Source organism: Amycolatopsis sp. NPDC059235 (assembly GCF_042754125.1).
GTDB lineage: Bacteria > Actinomycetota > Actinomycetes > Mycobacteriales > Pseudonocardiaceae > Amycolatopsis > Amycolatopsis albidoflava.
Map to the genome: position 1 here is coordinate 197,382 of NZ_JBHZAG010000002.1, position 16,316 is coordinate 213,697.

The window sequence follows — 16,316 nt, forward strand, 5'->3', positions numbered from 1 at the left end:
AAGCCAGCGAGCCCGAGCGGGGCCGAGATGTGCCCGCATTGTTTCGTTCCCCGCCCGGCCCGGTCAAGTTCTGACCAGGTGCTTCTCCAGGCAGGACGCTCCCTTCGGCTCTGTCCGAAATGCTGGCTGCCGCGCCGGCGCGTGTGCTGCAATGCGCGTATCGGCTCTCCGCCGAGAGTGAAATGGTGAGGGGTGGATATGGAGCCGATCGCCGTAGTCGGGATGGCGGTCCGGTTTCCGGGTTCGAATGACCTCGGCGCATTCTGGCGGAATCTCCTCGACGGCCGGGATTGCCTCTCCGCGCTTTCCGACGACCAGATCCTGCGCGCCGGAGAAGACCCGAAACGCCTCGCCATGCCCGGCTATGTGCGCCGCCGTCCCCGCATCGACGCTCCCTACGACTTCGACGCCGCGTTCTTCGGCCTCACCCCACGAGAAGCCGAGATCCGCGACCCCCAGTTCCGGGTGTTCCTCGAGGTCGGCCACGCCGCGCTGGAGCACGCCGGGCAGATGCCCGCCGATTTCCCCGGCCGCATCGGCGTTTTCGCCGGCGCGGGCAGCAACCGGTACGCCAGCGAGCACGTTGAGCCGGACGCCCGCCTGCTCCGCTCGGTCGGCCAGCTCGCCGTCGACTTCAACAACGACCCAGACTATTTCGCCGCCAGCGTCGCGCAACGCCTCGGGCTGACCGGGCCGAGCCTGACCGTCCGCACCGCCTGCTCCACCTCGCTGGTCGCCCTGCACCTCGCGCGTCAAGCGCTGCTCGCGGGCGATTGCGAACTGGCGCTCGTCGGCGGTTCGATGATCGATCCGCAGAGCGAACGCGGATTCGTCCACGTGCCCGGCGGGGTCAACTCCGCGGACGGCTCGTGCCGCCCCTTCTCCAGCACGGCCACCGGCACGAACTTCGGCGACGGCGTCGGCGCGATCGTGCTCAAACGGCTCTCCGACGCGCTGTCCGACGGCGACACCGTCCACGCGGTCGTGCGCGGTTCGATGGTGAACAACGACGGCGGACGCGGCACCGGCTTCACCGCGCCGAGCGTCGATGGACAGGCCGAGTGCATCACCGGCGCGTTCACCGCGGCGGAGATCGACCCGAGCACGATCTCGTATTTCGAAGCCCACGGCACCGGTACGGGCATCGGCGACCGCACCGAGGTCGCCGCGATGACCCAGGCGTTTCGCGCGCTCGCCGGGCAACCCCTGCCGCCGGGTTCCTGCCTGCTCGGCTCGGTGAAGTCCAACGTCGGCCACCTCGGCACCGCGGCCGGAGTGGCGGGCGTGATCAAGACCGTCCTCGCGCTGCACCACGAGCGGCTGCCCGCGAGCATCCACGTGGACGCGGTGAACCCGGAACTGGGCCTCGCCGACTCGCCGTTCGAGGTGCTCACCGAGTCTCGCCCGTGGCCCCGCCAGCCGGGTTCGGTCCGCCGCGCTTGTGTGAATTCCTTCGGCATCGGCGGCACGAACGCCCACGTCATCCTGGAAGAGGCCCCGCCGATCGAGCCCGGCCCGCCTCCGTCCGGAAAGCAGATCGTCATCTGGTCGGCGGACGACCGGACCGCCGAGACCGAGCTTCGCGACCGCCTCCGCGGCTACTTCGCCGACCTCGACCCGGCGCTGTTCGCCGCCGCAGCGCACACACTCCAGGTCGGCCGGACCGCCCGGGCGGTGCGTTCGGCGGTGGTGGCCCGCGACCGTGACGATTTCCTCGCGCAACTGGCGTCCAGCATCCTCAGCTCGGACGACCGTCCCCGCAGCGTGGGCCTGCACTTCCCGGACGAATCGGCGTGGCGGCCCGGGTTGGCGACCGGTCTTTACGCCGCCGAGCCCGACTTCCGCGACGCCTGCGACGCCGCCTTCGAGGTCCTCGAACCCCTAGCCGGACAGCTGCGTGCCCGGTGGCTCGCGGGTGGCGCGCCCGAACACGCCCGTCCGATTCTGTTCGTCCTCCAGTACGCGATGGCCACCTGCCTGACCCGCTGGGGAGTGCGGCCGGAGAGCGTGTCCGGAGACGGCGTCGGCACACTGGCCGCACAAGCCTTCCGCGAGGGCGAGATCTCGCGCCACCTTGCGGAACGCGTGCTGAGCGGCGCGGAGAGTCCACAAAGGACCGAACCGCGAGCAGACCTGACGGTGCTGATCGGCCCCGGCACCGCGTCGTCGCGGACCCTGCCCGTCCTGTCCGGCACCGGCCTCGACGACGCTCTGGCCACCCTGTGGGTCCACGGTCAGGACATCGACTGGCGCAGCCGCGTCCCGCGCCCCGCCCGCCGGATCCCAGTGCCCGGCTATCCCTACCAACGACGGCGGCACTGGGTCGAGTACCACGGCCCAGCCACCAGCGACGCGCCGAAACCCGCAGGATGGACGCTGTTGCACGAGCGCTGGCAACCCGGCGGCGAGGCACCAGCGACCACCGTTCGAGGCGGACGAGCACTGGTCCTCCGACCCGAGAACGCCCAGTGGGTAACGGATGCCGTAGCCGCAGCCGGGTACCACGCCACCGACCTGCTCACCGTCGAGGCCCTGCGCGAAACTGCGGTACCCGAGCTGATCGTCCACGCCCTCGGCGTCACCGACGACGACAGCCCCGACCTGGAAAGCAGCCTCTACAGCGTCCTCGCCTGCGTCCAAACCCTGGCGAAGCAACTCCGGTCCACCCCGGCCACCCTCGCGATCCTGGTCCGGCACGCAGTCGACCTGACCGGCGCCGAACCGCTCAACCCCGCCCGCGCGATGCTGAATGCCTTCGCCCGCACCGTCGAACGGGAGATCCCCAGCCTCCGCTGCGTACTGATCGACGTCGGCCCGGTCGCCGTGACCTCCGTCCTGGCCGCCGAACTCGCCGCCCTGACCGCACCCCACGTCGCCCTGCGCGGCCGCACCCGGTGGCTGCCCAGCATCGTTCCCGTCGACGACACTCCGGCCGAGCCACGACCGCTGCGGGAGAACGGGATCTACCTGATCACCGGCGGCCTCGGGGGAGTAGGCCTGGTCATCGCGCAGGCACTGGCGGACACCGGCCTCCGCCCGCGATTGGCCCTGCTCGGCCGCTCCGCCGCCCGCACCCCGGGGATCGCGCGACTCGAAGCAGCGGGCGCGACCGTCGCGGTGCTCAACGCCGACGTGACCGACTCCGAATCCCTGAGCAGCGCCTTCGCCGAGGTCGAGCGGACGTTCGGCCGAGGCCCGCACGGAGTCGTCCACGCCGCCGGAATCGCCGGCGGCGGCCTGATCGAACGCCGCTCCCGGTCCGATGTGGACAGAGTCCTGCGACCGAAGGTGCACGGCGCTCTCGCACTCGAACACGCCCTGTCCGGAAGAGACCTCGACTTCCTCGTCTACTTCTCCAGCCACGCCGGAGTGTCCGGCCTCCGCGGCAGCGCCGACTACGCTGCCGCCAACGCGTTCCTCAACGCCCACGCCGCCCACCACCGCCTCCGCCACCCTCGGACGCTCTCGATCGCCTGGCCCGCCTGGGAACGAACCGGCATGACCGACACCCCCGGCCACCGCGTCGTGATCACCCCCGGACAGACCTGGCAGCTCGACGAGCACCAGTTCGGCGGCGTCGCGGTCCTGCCCGCCACCGCGATGCTGGAGTTCGCCGTCACCGCCGCGCGAGCCCTCCTGCCGGACACGTCGCCGGTCGGCCTGCGCGACGTGCTGATCCTGCGTTCCCTGCCCGTCACCGAGCCCCACTACGTCGAGGTAGCCGTCTCCGCCGCACCCGGGGGCCATCGCTTCCGCCTGCGCGCGAAACCCGTGCAGGGGCACGGGGAGTGGACGGACCACGCCGAGGGATCGATCGAAGCCTCCGGCGCCGAACCCGAACTCGCCAGCTCATCGCTCCCCAGCGCTGCGCCGGATGCGCCCACGGCAGCGGCAGGTCCCGGCTTCGGATTCGGCCCGCGCTGGGAAAGCGAAGTCCGCCGATGGCGCGACAAACACGAAGCGGTCGCCGAACTCGAACTGCCCGAAAAGTTCCACGCCGACCTCCGCGAGCACCTCCTGCACCCGGCTCTGCTCGACGTCGCGACCGCCACCTTGATCGACACCACCGCCGACGCGGTGTTCGTCCCGTTCCGCTACCGCTCGGTCGCCGTCTTCGACCGCCTGACCAGCCGGGTCACCGCCCGCTCCCAGCTACGCGAGCAAACCGGCACCACCCGCGTAGTCGACGTGGACCTCCACGACACCGAGACCGGCAAACATCTCGTCGCGATCCGCTCGCTGACCTTCCGCGCCGTGCCCCGCACCGACTTCAGCCGCCCCGCCGCCCCGGCGGCAACGTCGCGCGACGCGCAGCTCGCGCCAGCGGAAGGCGCGCAGATCTTCCTCGATGCTCTCAGCCGCGACCTGCCCGCCACGGTGATCGTCGACCACCTGGGCGCTCCGTCCGCACCGGAACCCGCCGCCGAGCCGGCCCCGCCGCCCGCCCCGGCCGGGCAGCCGGTTGTCGAGGTCGTCCGTCAACTGTGGACAGACCTGCTCGGCAACCCCGACATCGGCCTCGACGACGACTTCTTCGACGTGGGCGGCAGTTCGCTCGCCGCCGTGCACATCGTGGACCAGATCGAACAGCGCTACGGCATCGCGCTGAGCTCGGGCGCGCTGTTCGAATCCGCGACCGTGCGCTCCGTCTCGGCCACCCTGACCGACCGAGGAGCACGATGAGCGACCAGATCGCGATCGTAGGCCTGGCCTGCCGTTTCCCCGGCGCGAACGAGGTCGGCCAGTTCTGGGAGAACCTCCGCGGCGGCGTCGCCTCGATCGCCGACCGCACCGAGGAGCAACTCCGCGAGGCCGGAGTCCCGCTCACCCGCATCGCCGACCCGGATTACGTCCGCGCCGCCGCGCTCGTAGACGACCTGGCCGGATTCGACGCGGACCTGTTCGGCTACCGCCCGGAGCTGGCCAGGGCCACCGACCCGCAGCACCGGCTGTTCCTCGAATGCGCGCACGCCGCGCTCCAGAACGCCGGCTACGACACCGGCCGCGTCCCCGGGCGAGCCGGAGTGTTCGGTTCCGCCGCCCCCAACCTCTACGGCGCCCTGCACGTCAGCCGCGACCCAGCCGCCCGCGCCGCGCTCGCGTCGCTGGAGTGGAGCGTGGGCAACGAAAACGACTACCTGGCCACGAACGTCTCGCACCGCCTCGGCCTGGACGGCCCCAGCCTGGCGGTCTCCACCGCGTGCTCCTCGGCCCTCGTCGCGGTGCACCTGGCCGCGCAATCCCTGCGGCAGGGCGACTGCGACCTCGCCCTCGCCGGAGCCGCCGACGTCCAGTCGCCCTACGGCCACGGCTACCTTTGGCACGAGGGCGCGATCGTGTCCCGCACCGGCCGGTGCCGCCCCTTCGACGCCGCCGCCGACGGAACCGTCTTCGGCTCCGGCGCGGGCGTCGTCGCGCTCAAACGCCTCGCCGACGCCGTCGCCGACCGCGACCACATCTACGCGGTGATCGGCGGCTCCGCGGTCAACAACGACGGATCCCGCCGGTTCACCTTCACCTCGCCCGGCATCATCGGCCAGGTAGAACTCGTCCACACCGCGCTCGCCCGCGCCGGACTCGCCGCCGCCGACCTCGGCTACGTCGAATGCCACGGCACCGGCACCACCGTCGGCGACCCGATCGAGGTCGAGGCGCTGACCACCGTGCTGGCGGGCTGCGGAGACGTCCCGATCGGCTCGGTCAAGGGCAATATCGGCCACCTGGGCTCCGCGGCCGGGATCGCGGGCCTCGTCAAAACCGCGCTCTCGATCCACAATGGACAAATCCCGGCGAGCGCCGGTTTCGCCGAACCCAACCCGGACGTCGGCTTCGAGTCCAGCCCCTGCTTCGTCAACACCGAACTCCGCGACTGGCCGCAGGTTCGCCGCGCGGCGGGCGTCAGCTCCTTCGGCATCGGCGGCACCAACGCCCACGTCGTGCTCACCCAAGCCCCGGTTGTCACCACCGAAGCCAGCACGCGACCCCGGCAGCTGATCACCGTCTCCGGCCGGAGCGAAGCCGCGGCCAACGCCGCCGTCCGCGCGCTCGCCGAGACCGTGCGCGCGAACCCGGGCCTCGACGTCGCCGACCTGGCCCACACCCTCCACCGCGGCCGGGCCGCACACGCACACCGCCGTACCTTGGTGGCCGCCCCCGGCGAGAATCTGGCTCAACGCCTGGAAGACCTAGCCGTCGACGGCCGCCCACCGGCCCCACGGCGTCCGCCGGCAGTCGCGTTCCTGTTCCCGGGGCAGGGCGAGCAATACACGAGAATGGGCCGCGAACTCGCCGCACGCGAACCGGTGTTCCGCCGCGAACTCGACCGTTGCGCCGAACTCCTCGGCATCGACCTGGACCAGGAAACCCTGCGTACCACGGACCTCGCCCAACCCGCGCTGTTCGCAGTCGAATACGCCCTCGCTCAGCTCTGGACGCACTGGGGCATCCGGCCCCGAGCCCTCGCCGGACACAGCATCGGCGAGTACGCCGCGGCCTGCGTCGCGGGATGCTTCAGCCTCGAAGACGCCGCCAACCTGGTCGTCCTGCGCGGCGAACTCATGGCGAGCACCGCTCCCGGCGCGATGCTCGCCGTCCCGCTGTCCGAGGACGACCTGCGCGCCGAACTGCCGGAGGGCTTGTCGATCGCCGCGGTCAACAGCGCCCGCAACACCGTCGCCTCCGGGCCCGCGCACCTCATGGATCGGCTCCGAAACCAGCTGACAGACAAGGGAATCCGTTGCGTCCCGGTTCCCGTGGACCACGCCTTCCATTCCGCGCTGATGGACCCGATCCTCCCGAAGTTCCGCGCCGCACTCGCGGACATCGAGCTCCGCGCCCCGGAAATCCCGGTCGTCTCGAGCGTCACCGGCGACTGGCTGACCGGCGACCAGGCCCGCGACCCGGAATACTGGGTCCGGCAACTGCGTCAGCCAGTCCGCTTCGCCGACGCGCTGAACACGTTGTGGGACAACGGAGAGCACGCCTTGCTCGAAGTCGGCCCCGGCGGCGCACTGTCCACCATCGCACGCCTGCACTGGCGCGAAACCCGAACCGCCCCCGCCCCGGCCATCGTCTCCTCCATGCGCCACCGCGCCGACAAACGCACCGACTCCGACCTGCTGCTGCGCGCGCTCGGCACCCTCTGGTCCGCCGGAATCGAACCGGACTGGGACACGTTCTGGGCGGGGGAGAACCGCCGCCGCCTGCCGCTGCCCGGCTACCCGTACCAACGCGTACACGCCTGGGTCGACCCGGATCCCGGACGTCCGCCGCTGGCAGGCATGTACGGCGTCCCGCTGACCTCCGAGCCGGCAGCCGAAACCACGCCGCTCGAACTGCCCACCTGGGCCGAACAACCCCTCGACCAGACCAGCGTCGGCGTCACCCCCGGCGAACCTTGGCTCGTCTTCACCGCAGGCTCGCCGGTCGTAGACCAGGTCCTCGACGACCTCCGCCGCGCCGGAGCCACCGTCGTCCGAGCCGAACCCGGCGTCGAGTTCGCCCGCCGCGCCCCTGGCCGGTACACACTCCGCCCAGCCGACCCCGACGACTACGACGCACTGTTGACCGATCTCGCCGCCGCCGGACTGGCACCCCGCCGCATCGTGCACGCCTGGCTGCTCGACGAGGAAAGCCTCGACCACGGCCTGTACAGCCTGCTCGCGCTCGGCCGGATTCTGGCGCGTCGGCAGATCTCGGTTCCGATCACCCTGACCGTCCTCGCCACGGGCCTGCACGAGGTCACCGGCACCGACCCGGTCACCCCCGCCAAAGCGACCGTCCTCGGCCCGCACCACATGGTCAATCAGGAGATCCCGAACCTGTCGAGCCGCGTCGTCGACCTCGCGATGCCCGCGGACGCACAGCAGGTCCTCGCCGAACTCGCCGCCGCGGACGACCAGGTCGCCCTGCGCGGACGCCGCCGCTGGGTCCGCGAAATCCGGCCCCTGCCGAGCAACCCGCCGCAATCCCTGCCGTCGCTGCTGCGCGAACGCGGCACCTACCTGATCACCGGCGGACTAGGCGGCATCGGCCTGGCTCTCGCCGAAGACCTCGCCCGGCTGGTCCGCGCCCGGCTCGTCCTGGTCGGCCGCTCCAGCTTCCCGGACCGGCCCGATTGGGACACCTACCTGGCCGAAGGCCCGTGCCCGATCCGCAAGCAGACCATCAGGCGCTTCAAGGAGATCGAGGCTCTGGGCGGCTCCGTCCTGGTCCAGGTCTCGGACGTCGCCGACGAACCCGCCATGCGCCGGATCCGCGACACCTGCGGCCGCGTCGACGGCATCTTCCACGCCGCGGGCAGCCCCGGCGGCGGCATGATGGCGGTCCGCCGCCGCGAGGACGTCGAAGCCGTGCTCGCCCCGAAGGTCACCGGAACCCAGGTCCTGGACCGGATTTTCGGCCAGGACCCGGACTTCCTCGTCCTGTTCTCCTCAGTCACCGCACTCGTCCCGACCTACTACGGCCAAGCCGACTACCTCGCCGCCAACGCTTATCTCGACGCCTTCGCCCACGCCAGCCCGCCTGGCCCGCGGCACACCGTGTCGGTCAACTGGGACGCCTGGAGCGAGACCGGCATGCTCGCGTCCGACGATCCGCACAGCAACTACCTCCGCACCAGCGAAGGCCTCGACCTGCTCTGGCGCATCCTCGCCGCCCGCCTCGGCCCGCAAGTGATCGCCGCCCCGCGTGGCCTCGCCGAAGTCGGCCGCGAAGCCGCCCAGCGGATGGAACCCCCTGCCGCCCCGACGCCCGCGCACCACCTCGCCCCGGTAGTGCGCGAGGACCTGGCCGACGCGACCGACCTGCAACGAAGCCTGCTGCGACTGTGGGAAGAAACCCTGGGCGTCCCCGACCTCGACCTGGACAGCGACTTCTTCGAACTCGGCGGCAACTCGCTGCAAGCCACCCAGTTGCTCGCCCGGCTCCGCGAACACCTGGACGTCGACCTGCCCGCCGCGACCCTGTTCGACCACTCGACGATCCGCGCCCTCGCCGACGAACTCAACGCACTCCGATGAACCTGGCCGACCCTCGCACCTTCGAGTCCGACCTCACCGAGTTCTGGCGCTCCACCCGCGCGGACCATCCGGTCTACCGGCACGAACCGCACGGCTTCTGGGTCGTGTCGCGCCACGCGGACGTCCTGGCCGTCTACCGCGACGCCGCCCACTACACGTCCGAACGCGGCAACGTCCTGGTCACCCTGCTGGCCGGGGGAGATTCCGCGTCCGGCCGCATGCTCGCGGTCACCGACGGCCCGCGCCACCGCGAACTCCGCCAGATCCTGCAACGCGCCTTCACCCCCGCGGCACTCGCCCGCCTCACTCGCCAAGTCCGCCGGAACACGCGCACCCTGATCACCGACGCCGTCTCGCGCGGCGATTGCGACTTCGCCGCCGATGTCGCCAGCCGCATCCCCATCACGACGGTCGGACACCTCCTGGGCGTGCCCGAGAGTGATCACGATTTCCTTCTGACGCAAACAAAACGCGCCCTCAGCTCGGAGGACCGCGACTCCGACGAGCTGGTATCGACTCTGGCCCGCAACGAAATCCTGGCCTACTTCACCGGCCGGCTGGCCGAGCGCCGTGCCGCCCCCGCCGACGATGTCCTCAGCGCACTGGCTGCCACTGCGTTGTCGGCCGAAGAGATCGTCCTGAACTGCTACAGCCTGCTCATCGGCGGCGACGAGACGAGCCGCCTGTCCATGATCGAGGCCGTCCGCGCCCTCGCTGCTCACCCTTCGCAATGGGATCTGCTGCGCAACGGAGACGTCGCTCTGCCCACCGCCACCGACGAGGTCCTGCGCTGGTCGACTCCCGCAATGCACTTCGGCCGCACTGCGATCGCTGACACCGAAATCGCCGGTCATCCCGTCGCGGCGGGGGAGATCGTCACGCTGTGGCTCAGTTCGGCGAACCGCGACGACACCGTCTTCGCGGACCCGGACCGTTTCGACCTCCGCCGCACCCCGAACAAACACCTCGCCTTCGGCTACGGCCCGCACTACTGCGTCGGCGCCCAGCTGGCGCGGATCGAGATCGCTGAGCTGCTTTCGGCGCTCCGGAAGTACGCGACCGGGTTCGAGGTCGTCGGCGAACCAAGGCGGATTCACTCCAACTTCCTGACCGGGTACAGCACCCTGCCGGTGCGGTTCGTCCCGGATACCGCGGAGCTTTACTGAAGCCGGTACGTGCCCGGCCAGCGGAGTTCCCGGGAAACCGCCGTGAGCCAAGCGGTCTCGGCGGCGATGGTCGGAGCGAGGCCGGACGGCCGGTAGTCCGCCGCAGCGCGGAAACGGCGCCCTTCGCGGTGGGCGGCCAGCGCGGCCACGATCAAAGCGGCTTCGACAGCGGCGGGTATCCGCTGCGGGGCGATGCCAGCGCGCCGGGCGAGGTACGTCGCGCGCTCGGCCACCGCGGGATCGAAATGCTCCCGCAACGCCAGATGCCCATCCCGGATCTCGATGATCCGGCGGTACAGGGCGAGATGCACCCCGCCGCCGGTGTTCAGGACGATGCCCGGCACCGCCTCCCGCATCGCCGTCCACAGAGGACCGAGCCGGCGGTACCCCAAATAGGCCCGCAGCCATCGCACAGGCGCGCCCAGCCGCGGCCCCCACGCGGAAAGCGTCGCGCCCGCGGCGGCGAGCGTCACGGCCACCGCCCCGAGCAGCACCGACGGAGTGTCCTCGGCGGCGCTGACCCGGCCGGCCGCCAGCAAGCTGTACATGTCCTCGACCGCCCACGCTGTCCACAACAGACCGGCCGAGGCTCCGGCGATGATCAACTGGAGCCCGCGCCGCAGCGAGCCGGGGGCCATCCGCTTGGCATACCGCCGGATGAGAAGGATGAACAGCGACAACGCCGACGCGGCGGCCAAGGTGTAGATCACGTAGTAGATCAGCAACGGCAGGACGCCGACCCTGCTCACCACAGTGTTCCCGGCGATCTCCCTGGCGTCGGCGGCGGCGAACAGAACGGCGTTGACCGCCAGCAGTTCGCCGGTCACGAGCAGGGAACAGCGGACCTGCCGCCGCGTCGGCTCTCCCGGCGACAGCGATCGCGCGAACAGGACGAGGAACGCGAGCGAGGCGAGTTTCAGCTCGTCGCCGAGCAAGCTCGCGGTATTGCCGCCCCCGACGGCGAGCAGGGTCATCCCGGCGGTCAAGCAGCCGATGAACATGCCCAGGTACCTGATCCCCGGCGGCGGCACCGGCCGGCGCGACTCCACCTTCGCGGCCACCGCGAGCAGCGCGCACAGACAGCCGGAGTAACCGATCGCCTCGATCACCCGAACCACCGCTCCACCAAAGCCAGCCCGCGCGAAACGAGCGCGTCCCCGGCAGGCTCGGGCTCGTGCCCGCGGGCCGCGCGGTGCGCGACCAGAGTGGCGAGCAGTTCCGCCTCCTGCTCCTGCACCTCGGTGTACACCGAACGGCCGAGCACCCGCTGGACGAGTTCGGGGGAGAGGGTGGGCAGGAGCGTGCCGACGTCGACGCTGCCGGCGTGCCCGCACACGAGGTGCCCGATCTCGTGCAACAGGATGTGCTGCCGATGCAGCGCGGAAGTGTTGGCGGGCAACAGGATGTAGTCGGCGCGGTCGGTGGACATCACCAGCCCGCACGGCCCCCCGACGATCACTCTGGCCGGCAGCAGCTCGATCGGCCTGCCCCGCCCGGCGGCGACGCCCCGGACGAACTCGGCCGGGTCGAAGGGCTCCGGCAGGTCCAGGTCGCCGGCCAGTTTCCGGCATCTTCGCCACAGCTTGCGATCCACGAACCGACCCCCCAGTTCCGCCTTACTCGCCCGCTTCTCTTCGCGCGATCGCGTCGATCATGTCGCTGATGGTGCCCAGCCCGGCCCTGGAGAGGGTCACCGCGCGCAGCGCCACGTCCCGCACCCCCGCGTCGCGCAGCGCGCCGAGCAGCTCCAGCTCCTCGGCGATCCGGGCGCTCTGCTCGTCGTCGAAGAAATACGCGGGCGGGACCTGGAAAAACCCGGCCAGCGCCTCGAGGTGCCGCTTGGTGGGATTGTCCCGGCGGCCCGTGCGCAGCTGCCACAGATAGGTAGCCGAGAAGGTCTCGCCCGTCGCCTCCCGGCACGCGCTCGCGACCTCTTCGCTGGAGTACTGATCGCGGCCCGGCTTGCGCACGACGTCGAACAGCTTCTCGATCTTCTCGGCGAGCGAGGCCATCGGCAGCCTTCCTCTGCTGGCGTGAACATGTACGGCTTCCGGATTCATCTTAGTTGACATCGGCCGCCCCGTCATCCAGGATCGGCTATCAGCTGAGATGAATGGAATGTCAGATTGCACTCATGTCAGCTAACACCTCGAAATCAAGGAGAAGCACCATGAAGCGAAAGCTCCTGGCCGGCGCGATCGGCGCACTGGCCCTGGCCGGCACGATGTTCACCGCGGCCCCCGCGTCCGCCGCCCCCGCCGCCGCCCCCAAGCCGGTCCAGCCGGTGGGCTATTACGCCTTCGGCTCGTACTACTTCAACGGCACGAAGTGCATCGACGAAGACTCGGACGACAGCAGAGGCGACGGCCGCAAAGTCTGGACCTACAACTGCAACGGCAGCTACAACCAGCAATGGGCGATCGCCCCGGACGGCTCCATCCACAGCACCAACGACGGCCGCTGCCTGTCCCCGTCCGCGACCGGCCTGGGCGACCCGACCCCGCGCCTGGAGGGCTGGGGCTGCAACGGCAGAGCCGAACAGCAGTGGGTCTTCTACGACGACGGGACCATCCGCAACCGCCTCCTGGGCACCTGCATCCAGTTCGGTTTGGACCAGGTGAACAAGAAGGGCGTGTACACGTTTGTCGGGCAGTGCAACAACTTCGCCCCCCTGCAGGGCTGGGACGCGCACTACCTGCACAGCTGATCGCGCGGACCGGGCGGAGCCTTTCGCGGGGCTCCGCCCGGTTCAGCGGGAACTCGGATTCGCCGACAACGGCGAAGGGCCGGGAGGCAGAGGCGGTTCCGGACTGTGAATTCGAGCTCCGCGACGTCCGTTGTTGAGGGTGCTTCGCCCAGCCGGGGATCTTGCTCAGACAAGTCCGGGTCGGACGCTGGCACCCTGGCTCATTCAGGTGCCAGTGCCGGAGTTCCGCACGGCGGTGCCGAAATCACGCGCGGCGGTGTCATCGGCCTTGGTTCGGCGGACCTTGGCCAGCAAGTGCGCCGCCAGCTCGGCAGGCGTGTGGTCTTTGGTGCGGAGGAAACCGGTGGCGGGGTTGAGCAGTTCGGCCGGCACCTCCGACTGGTCCACGAGGACGGGCAGCACGTAGTCGTCGTTTCGCCGCGTGGCGGCCTCGATCGCGGTGGCGAAAGCGTCGCGCGCGTGCGCGGCGGCCAGGTATGCGGGCGACAAGAACGGGACGAAGTGCCACGCGCGCTGCCCGTAGACCTTGCGCCCCTCGACGAGGAAGTTCCGCCCCCACCACTCGAAGGTCATGTCGGGCTCGAAGAAGACGACCAAGCCCAGCGTCCGGGCGGCCTCCACCACGGAACGGACGTATTCGCCCACCTCGTCGGTGAACGAGACCGCGACGTCGTAGCTGCGCGTGTGCTTAGCCGCCGTATCGCGTGCCAGCGCCTCGCCGAGCACCGCCGCGACCCGGTCGTCGCTGCCCTGCTCGTGCAGCGCCCCGGCCAGTACCCCGTTCTCGGCGAGCTGACCGGGACCAGCGGTCTCCGCCCAGATCCGGTAGGTGTCGGTGGCCTTGATCCGCTGAATCATCTCGTCGCCCTTGTTGGCGAGCCAGCTCTTCGCGAACCTGCCCAGCCGGGCCCGGTCCGTCGGCGAGACGCCCAGCCCCTCGCCGAGCAGTGCGGCCCCGAGTGCTGTGTGCAACGCGTCGTCGGACGAATTCTCGTACTGCGGAACAAGATCCGCCCAGGCGATCATCAGGAGCCACCGGTCGCGGATGGCTCTAGGATGGCCGGATGACGGACAGCTCCGGCACGTACGACGTCGCGGTCTCGTTCTCCGGCAACCAGCGCGACTACGTCGAGCAGGTCGTCCGTGCCTGCGAGGGGCTGGGGGTCGTGGTCTTCTACGACCGCGACGAAACCGTGCGGCTCTGGGGGAAGAACGTCATCACCGAGTTGCGCCGGGTCTACGGCGGGGTGGCCGTCCGCCACGTGATTCCCTTCCTGTCCGAGGACTACATCGCCGGCGCGTACCCGATGGACGAGTTCTACGCCGCCATGACGGTCAGCGTGCGGCGCGGCGGCGACTACATCCTGCCCGTGGTGATGGACAACGTCGAGATTCCTCCGGAACTGCTCAACCCCGCGATCATCTACCTGCGCGCTGCCGACCACTCTCCGGAGGAACTGGCTCGGCTCGTCGCAAGGAAAGTCGCGCTTTCCCGGGCTGAAGGGCATGAGCCGAGAGAAGTCGAGGACGTCGTGGCGGAAGCTCCGGGGCCGAGGCTGCCGCGCGTCGCGCCGGTGCACTTCGACCCACGCGCTGTGCTGGCGGACGCGATGACCCGGGTCGGGCAGGTTCTCGAGCGGCATTCGCGGCTGCTGCCGGATTACGGTTTCGCCTGCGGAGTGCAGGCTTCGGAAACGTCGGTGCAACTGGTCCTCGCGGAGAACGGACGCGAGGTCTGGAACCTCGCCCTCGTGTGGAGCCGGACCGTGCCGGACTCCCTGGAGGTTCGGCTCGGCCCCTGGCCGCCCGCCGTCGACGGAATAGTGACCGCGCACTGGGACGCCGGTCGTCGAAAGGGCGCGCTCAGGTACGGCGACGCCCCCGTAGCATCGGCGCTGTTCGCTGCCGATGAGTTCGCGGAGTCGCTGTGGCACAAGGTCGTCGACTTCATCGAGGAAGACCGTCGGTAACCGGCCGTCCGGGGTCACGCGAGCTGCTCCGCGAGCAGGGCCGTGCACACGACGGAGCCCGGCAAGGCCAGCCCTTCGTCCAGTTCCTGCCCGTCGAACGCCTCCTTGACCGCTGTCAGGGCGGTGTGGAAGGAAAGCGGCTGCAGCCGGTCGCGGAGGAGTTCTTGCCACTCGTCCGCGACACCCCAGATCGCGAGGGCTCCGGGCACGTCTCCTTCTAGGGCGGCCGCGGCGCCCCTGGCGAGAATCCCGGAGGAGTCCGTGCTCTTGCGGGCGAGTCCCTCGAGCAGCTGTGCCCGGGGCGCGGTCTGCAGGCGGTCGAACAGCGCGATCTGGTCGAGGTAGCTCCGGGGGTGCGGGGTGTCCACCCGCGGGTCCGCGTAGAACGCCGCCCAGTCGAACGGCTCGACCGAGGCGCCGAAGTCCGACGAGGCCGCGGTCGAGGAGAGCATCTTTCCAAGGAACAACGGGGAGAACTGCTGAACCCTGCGCCCCAGCCCGTCGAGCAGCCGCGCGGCGCGTTCGGCGGCGGGCGGGTGGGTATTGCCTCGCCGGATGAAGAGCGCGGTCTCGGTCGAGTGCACGGTCAGGATCGCCACCAGCGCGCCGAGGGTCGCGTTGATCTCGGGAGACTCGCGTCCCCGGCCGCGGCCGAACTTCCGGCGGCCGCCGAGCTGCGTCTCGAACACCCGGACGACGGCGCGGTGGGCGAACAGGTCCGCGTCGAGTTCGCGCTGAGCGTCGGCCGAACAGGCAGGCAGGTGCTCGCCGGGGGAGAACGCGCTGGGAGCGGAGGTGTGCCCGAGCGCGTGGTGAGCGATCTCGTGGCCGAGGACGAACTGCGTGGCGGAAGTGTTGATCAGATCGACGATGTCGTTCCCGGCCCGCTCCTCGGTACGGCCGAGTTTCGCCGCGATGCCGTAGACCCGCTGGTGCACGTTGTAGTACCGGAGCAGCCCGGTCAGGAAGAACGGGTCCTCGCCGAGCCCGCCGCCGGTCGCCATCCGGAAGGACTGCCGCATCTGCCTCGCGGACCCGAAGCCGGCGAGCTCTCCCAGCGCGGCTCCGGCGTGAAGGCCGTAGACGTTGGTCAGCGCCAGTATCGCGTCGGAGACGAGAACCAGACCGGAGCCGTCGTCGAACGGCTGCATCTGGGCGGAGACGTCCTCGTCCAAAGCCGATCCGACGTGCACGGCCGCCAGCCGTTCGGCCGGAACGCCGAGCTCCTCCATCGCGGCCTTGACCAAGCCGGAGTTCTCCCCGAGAACCGCGTCCACCGGATGCTCGTAGGCGGCGGCCTCCGTCCTCTCGGCCCACGCGGTGAACAACCTGTCGAGCCGTCGCCGCAGCCCGTGCGCGGCGCGATGTTCGATATCAGCCTTGATGTCGTCCAGCTGCCGAGCCCGATTCGGCCGGACGACGTCCTGGTATTTGCGCTCGGCCATCGTCCTGG

10 protein-coding genes are annotated in these 16,316 nt (G+C 70.4%); 5 read left to right on the plus strand and 5 right to left on the minus strand.

Annotation, left to right across the window (positions count from 1 at the left end; translation table 11 throughout):
- Positions 1–198 precede the first annotated feature (198 nt).
- From ACFXI3_RS02065 to ACFXI3_RS02075, 3 genes are read left to right on the plus strand one after another with little or no spacing between them, the layout of a single operon-like run.
- Positions 199–4,683: an SDR family NAD(P)-dependent oxidoreductase gene (locus tag ACFXI3_RS02065; RefSeq protein ID WP_378397482.1), complete on the plus strand. Its 4,485-nt coding sequence runs from the start codon at positions 199–201 to the stop codon at positions 4,681–4,683.
- Complete coding sequence (locus tag ACFXI3_RS02070; protein ID WP_378397483.1) at positions 4,680–9,020, plus strand: beta-ketoacyl synthase N-terminal-like domain-containing protein; 4,341 nt, start codon at positions 4,680–4,682, stop codon at positions 9,018–9,020. Before ACFXI3_RS02065 ends, ACFXI3_RS02070 begins: the two co-directional genes overlap by 4 nt.
- Positions 9,017–10,186, plus strand: a complete 1,170-nt coding sequence (locus ACFXI3_RS02075) for a cytochrome P450 (RefSeq protein WP_378397484.1) — start codon at positions 9,017–9,019, stop codon at positions 10,184–10,186. Before ACFXI3_RS02070 ends, ACFXI3_RS02075 begins: the two co-directional genes overlap by 4 nt.
- On the opposite strand, the gene ACFXI3_RS02080 is transcribed toward ACFXI3_RS02075, so the two are convergent.
- Genes ACFXI3_RS02080 through ACFXI3_RS02090 form a run of 3 tightly spaced genes read right to left on the minus strand, consistent with a single transcriptional unit; the run spans position 10,180 to position 12,198 of the window.
- Entirely contained in the window at positions 10,180–11,295 is a 1,116-nt protein-coding gene (locus ACFXI3_RS02080; protein WP_378397486.1) for an MAB_1171c family putative transporter, read from the minus strand. The two genes, ACFXI3_RS02075 and ACFXI3_RS02080, sit on opposite strands and share 7 nt — an antisense overlap.
- On the minus strand, positions 11,292–11,780 hold the full coding sequence (locus ACFXI3_RS02085) for a hypothetical protein (RefSeq protein ID WP_378397487.1): 489 nt from the start codon (positions 11,778–11,780) through the stop codon (positions 11,292–11,294). Before ACFXI3_RS02085 ends, ACFXI3_RS02080 begins: the two co-directional genes overlap by 4 nt.
- A gap of 22 nt (positions 11,781–11,802) precedes the next feature.
- Positions 11,803–12,198: an XRE family transcriptional regulator gene (locus ACFXI3_RS02090; RefSeq protein WP_344276142.1), complete on the minus strand. Its 396-nt coding sequence runs from the start codon at positions 12,196–12,198 to the stop codon at positions 11,803–11,805.
- 158 nt (positions 12,199–12,356) lie between these two features.
- On the opposite strand from ACFXI3_RS02090, the gene ACFXI3_RS02095 reads away from it, so the two are divergent.
- Positions 12,357–12,893, plus strand: coding sequence for a ricin-type beta-trefoil lectin domain protein (locus ACFXI3_RS02095; protein ID WP_378397489.1), 537 nt, complete (start codon positions 12,357–12,359; stop codon positions 12,891–12,893).
- 204 nt (positions 12,894–13,097) lie between these two features.
- Here the strand turns inward: ACFXI3_RS02095 and ACFXI3_RS02100 are convergent, their stop codons facing one another.
- On the minus strand, positions 13,098–13,919 hold the full coding sequence (locus tag ACFXI3_RS02100; protein ID WP_344276136.1) for a hypothetical protein: 822 nt from the start codon (positions 13,917–13,919) through the stop codon (positions 13,098–13,100).
- Positions 13,920–13,957: 38 nt separating this feature from the next.
- Here ACFXI3_RS02100 and ACFXI3_RS02105 point away from each other — a divergent pair, with 38 nt between their 5' ends.
- Positions 13,958–14,863: a TIR domain-containing protein gene (locus ACFXI3_RS02105; protein WP_378397491.1), complete on the plus strand. Its 906-nt coding sequence runs from the start codon at positions 13,958–13,960 to the stop codon at positions 14,861–14,863.
- Positions 14,864–14,877: 14 nt separating this feature from the next.
- On the opposite strand, the gene ACFXI3_RS02110 is transcribed toward ACFXI3_RS02105, so the two are convergent.
- Positions 14,878–16,308, minus strand: a complete 1,431-nt coding sequence (locus tag ACFXI3_RS02110; protein ID WP_378397492.1) for a hypothetical protein — start codon at positions 16,306–16,308, stop codon at positions 14,878–14,880.
- Between the last annotated feature and the right edge of the window lie 8 nt (positions 16,309–16,316).

What these genes read in the sequence shown, in the direction of transcription:
- ACFXI3_RS02065 (WP_378397482.1), top strand. Translation starts at nt 199, where the DNA reads ATGGAGCCGATCGCCGTAGTCGGGATGGCGGTCCGGTTTCCGGGTTCG.
- ACFXI3_RS02070 (WP_378397483.1), top strand. Translation starts at nt 4,680, where the DNA reads ATGAGCGACCAGATCGCGATCGTAGGCCTGGCCTGCCGTTTCCCCGGC.
- ACFXI3_RS02075 (WP_378397484.1), top strand. Translation starts at nt 9,017, where the DNA reads ATGAACCTGGCCGACCCTCGCACCTTCGAGTCCGACCTCACCGAGTTC.
- ACFXI3_RS02090 (WP_344276142.1), bottom strand. Translation starts at nt 12,198, where the DNA reads ATGGCCTCGCTCGCCGAGAAGATCGAGAAGCTGTTCGACGTCGTGCGC.
- ACFXI3_RS02095 (WP_378397489.1), top strand. Translation starts at nt 12,357, where the DNA reads ATGAAGCGAAAGCTCCTGGCCGGCGCGATCGGCGCACTGGCCCTGGCC.
- ACFXI3_RS02100 (WP_344276136.1), bottom strand. Translation starts at nt 13,919, where the DNA reads ATGATCGCCTGGGCGGATCTTGTTCCGCAGTACGAGAATTCGTCCGAC.
- ACFXI3_RS02105 (WP_378397491.1), top strand. Translation starts at nt 13,958, where the DNA reads ATGACGGACAGCTCCGGCACGTACGACGTCGCGGTCTCGTTCTCCGGC.
- ACFXI3_RS02110 (WP_378397492.1), bottom strand. Translation starts at nt 16,308, where the DNA reads ATGGCCGAGCGCAAATACCAGGACGTCGTCCGGCCGAATCGGGCTCGG.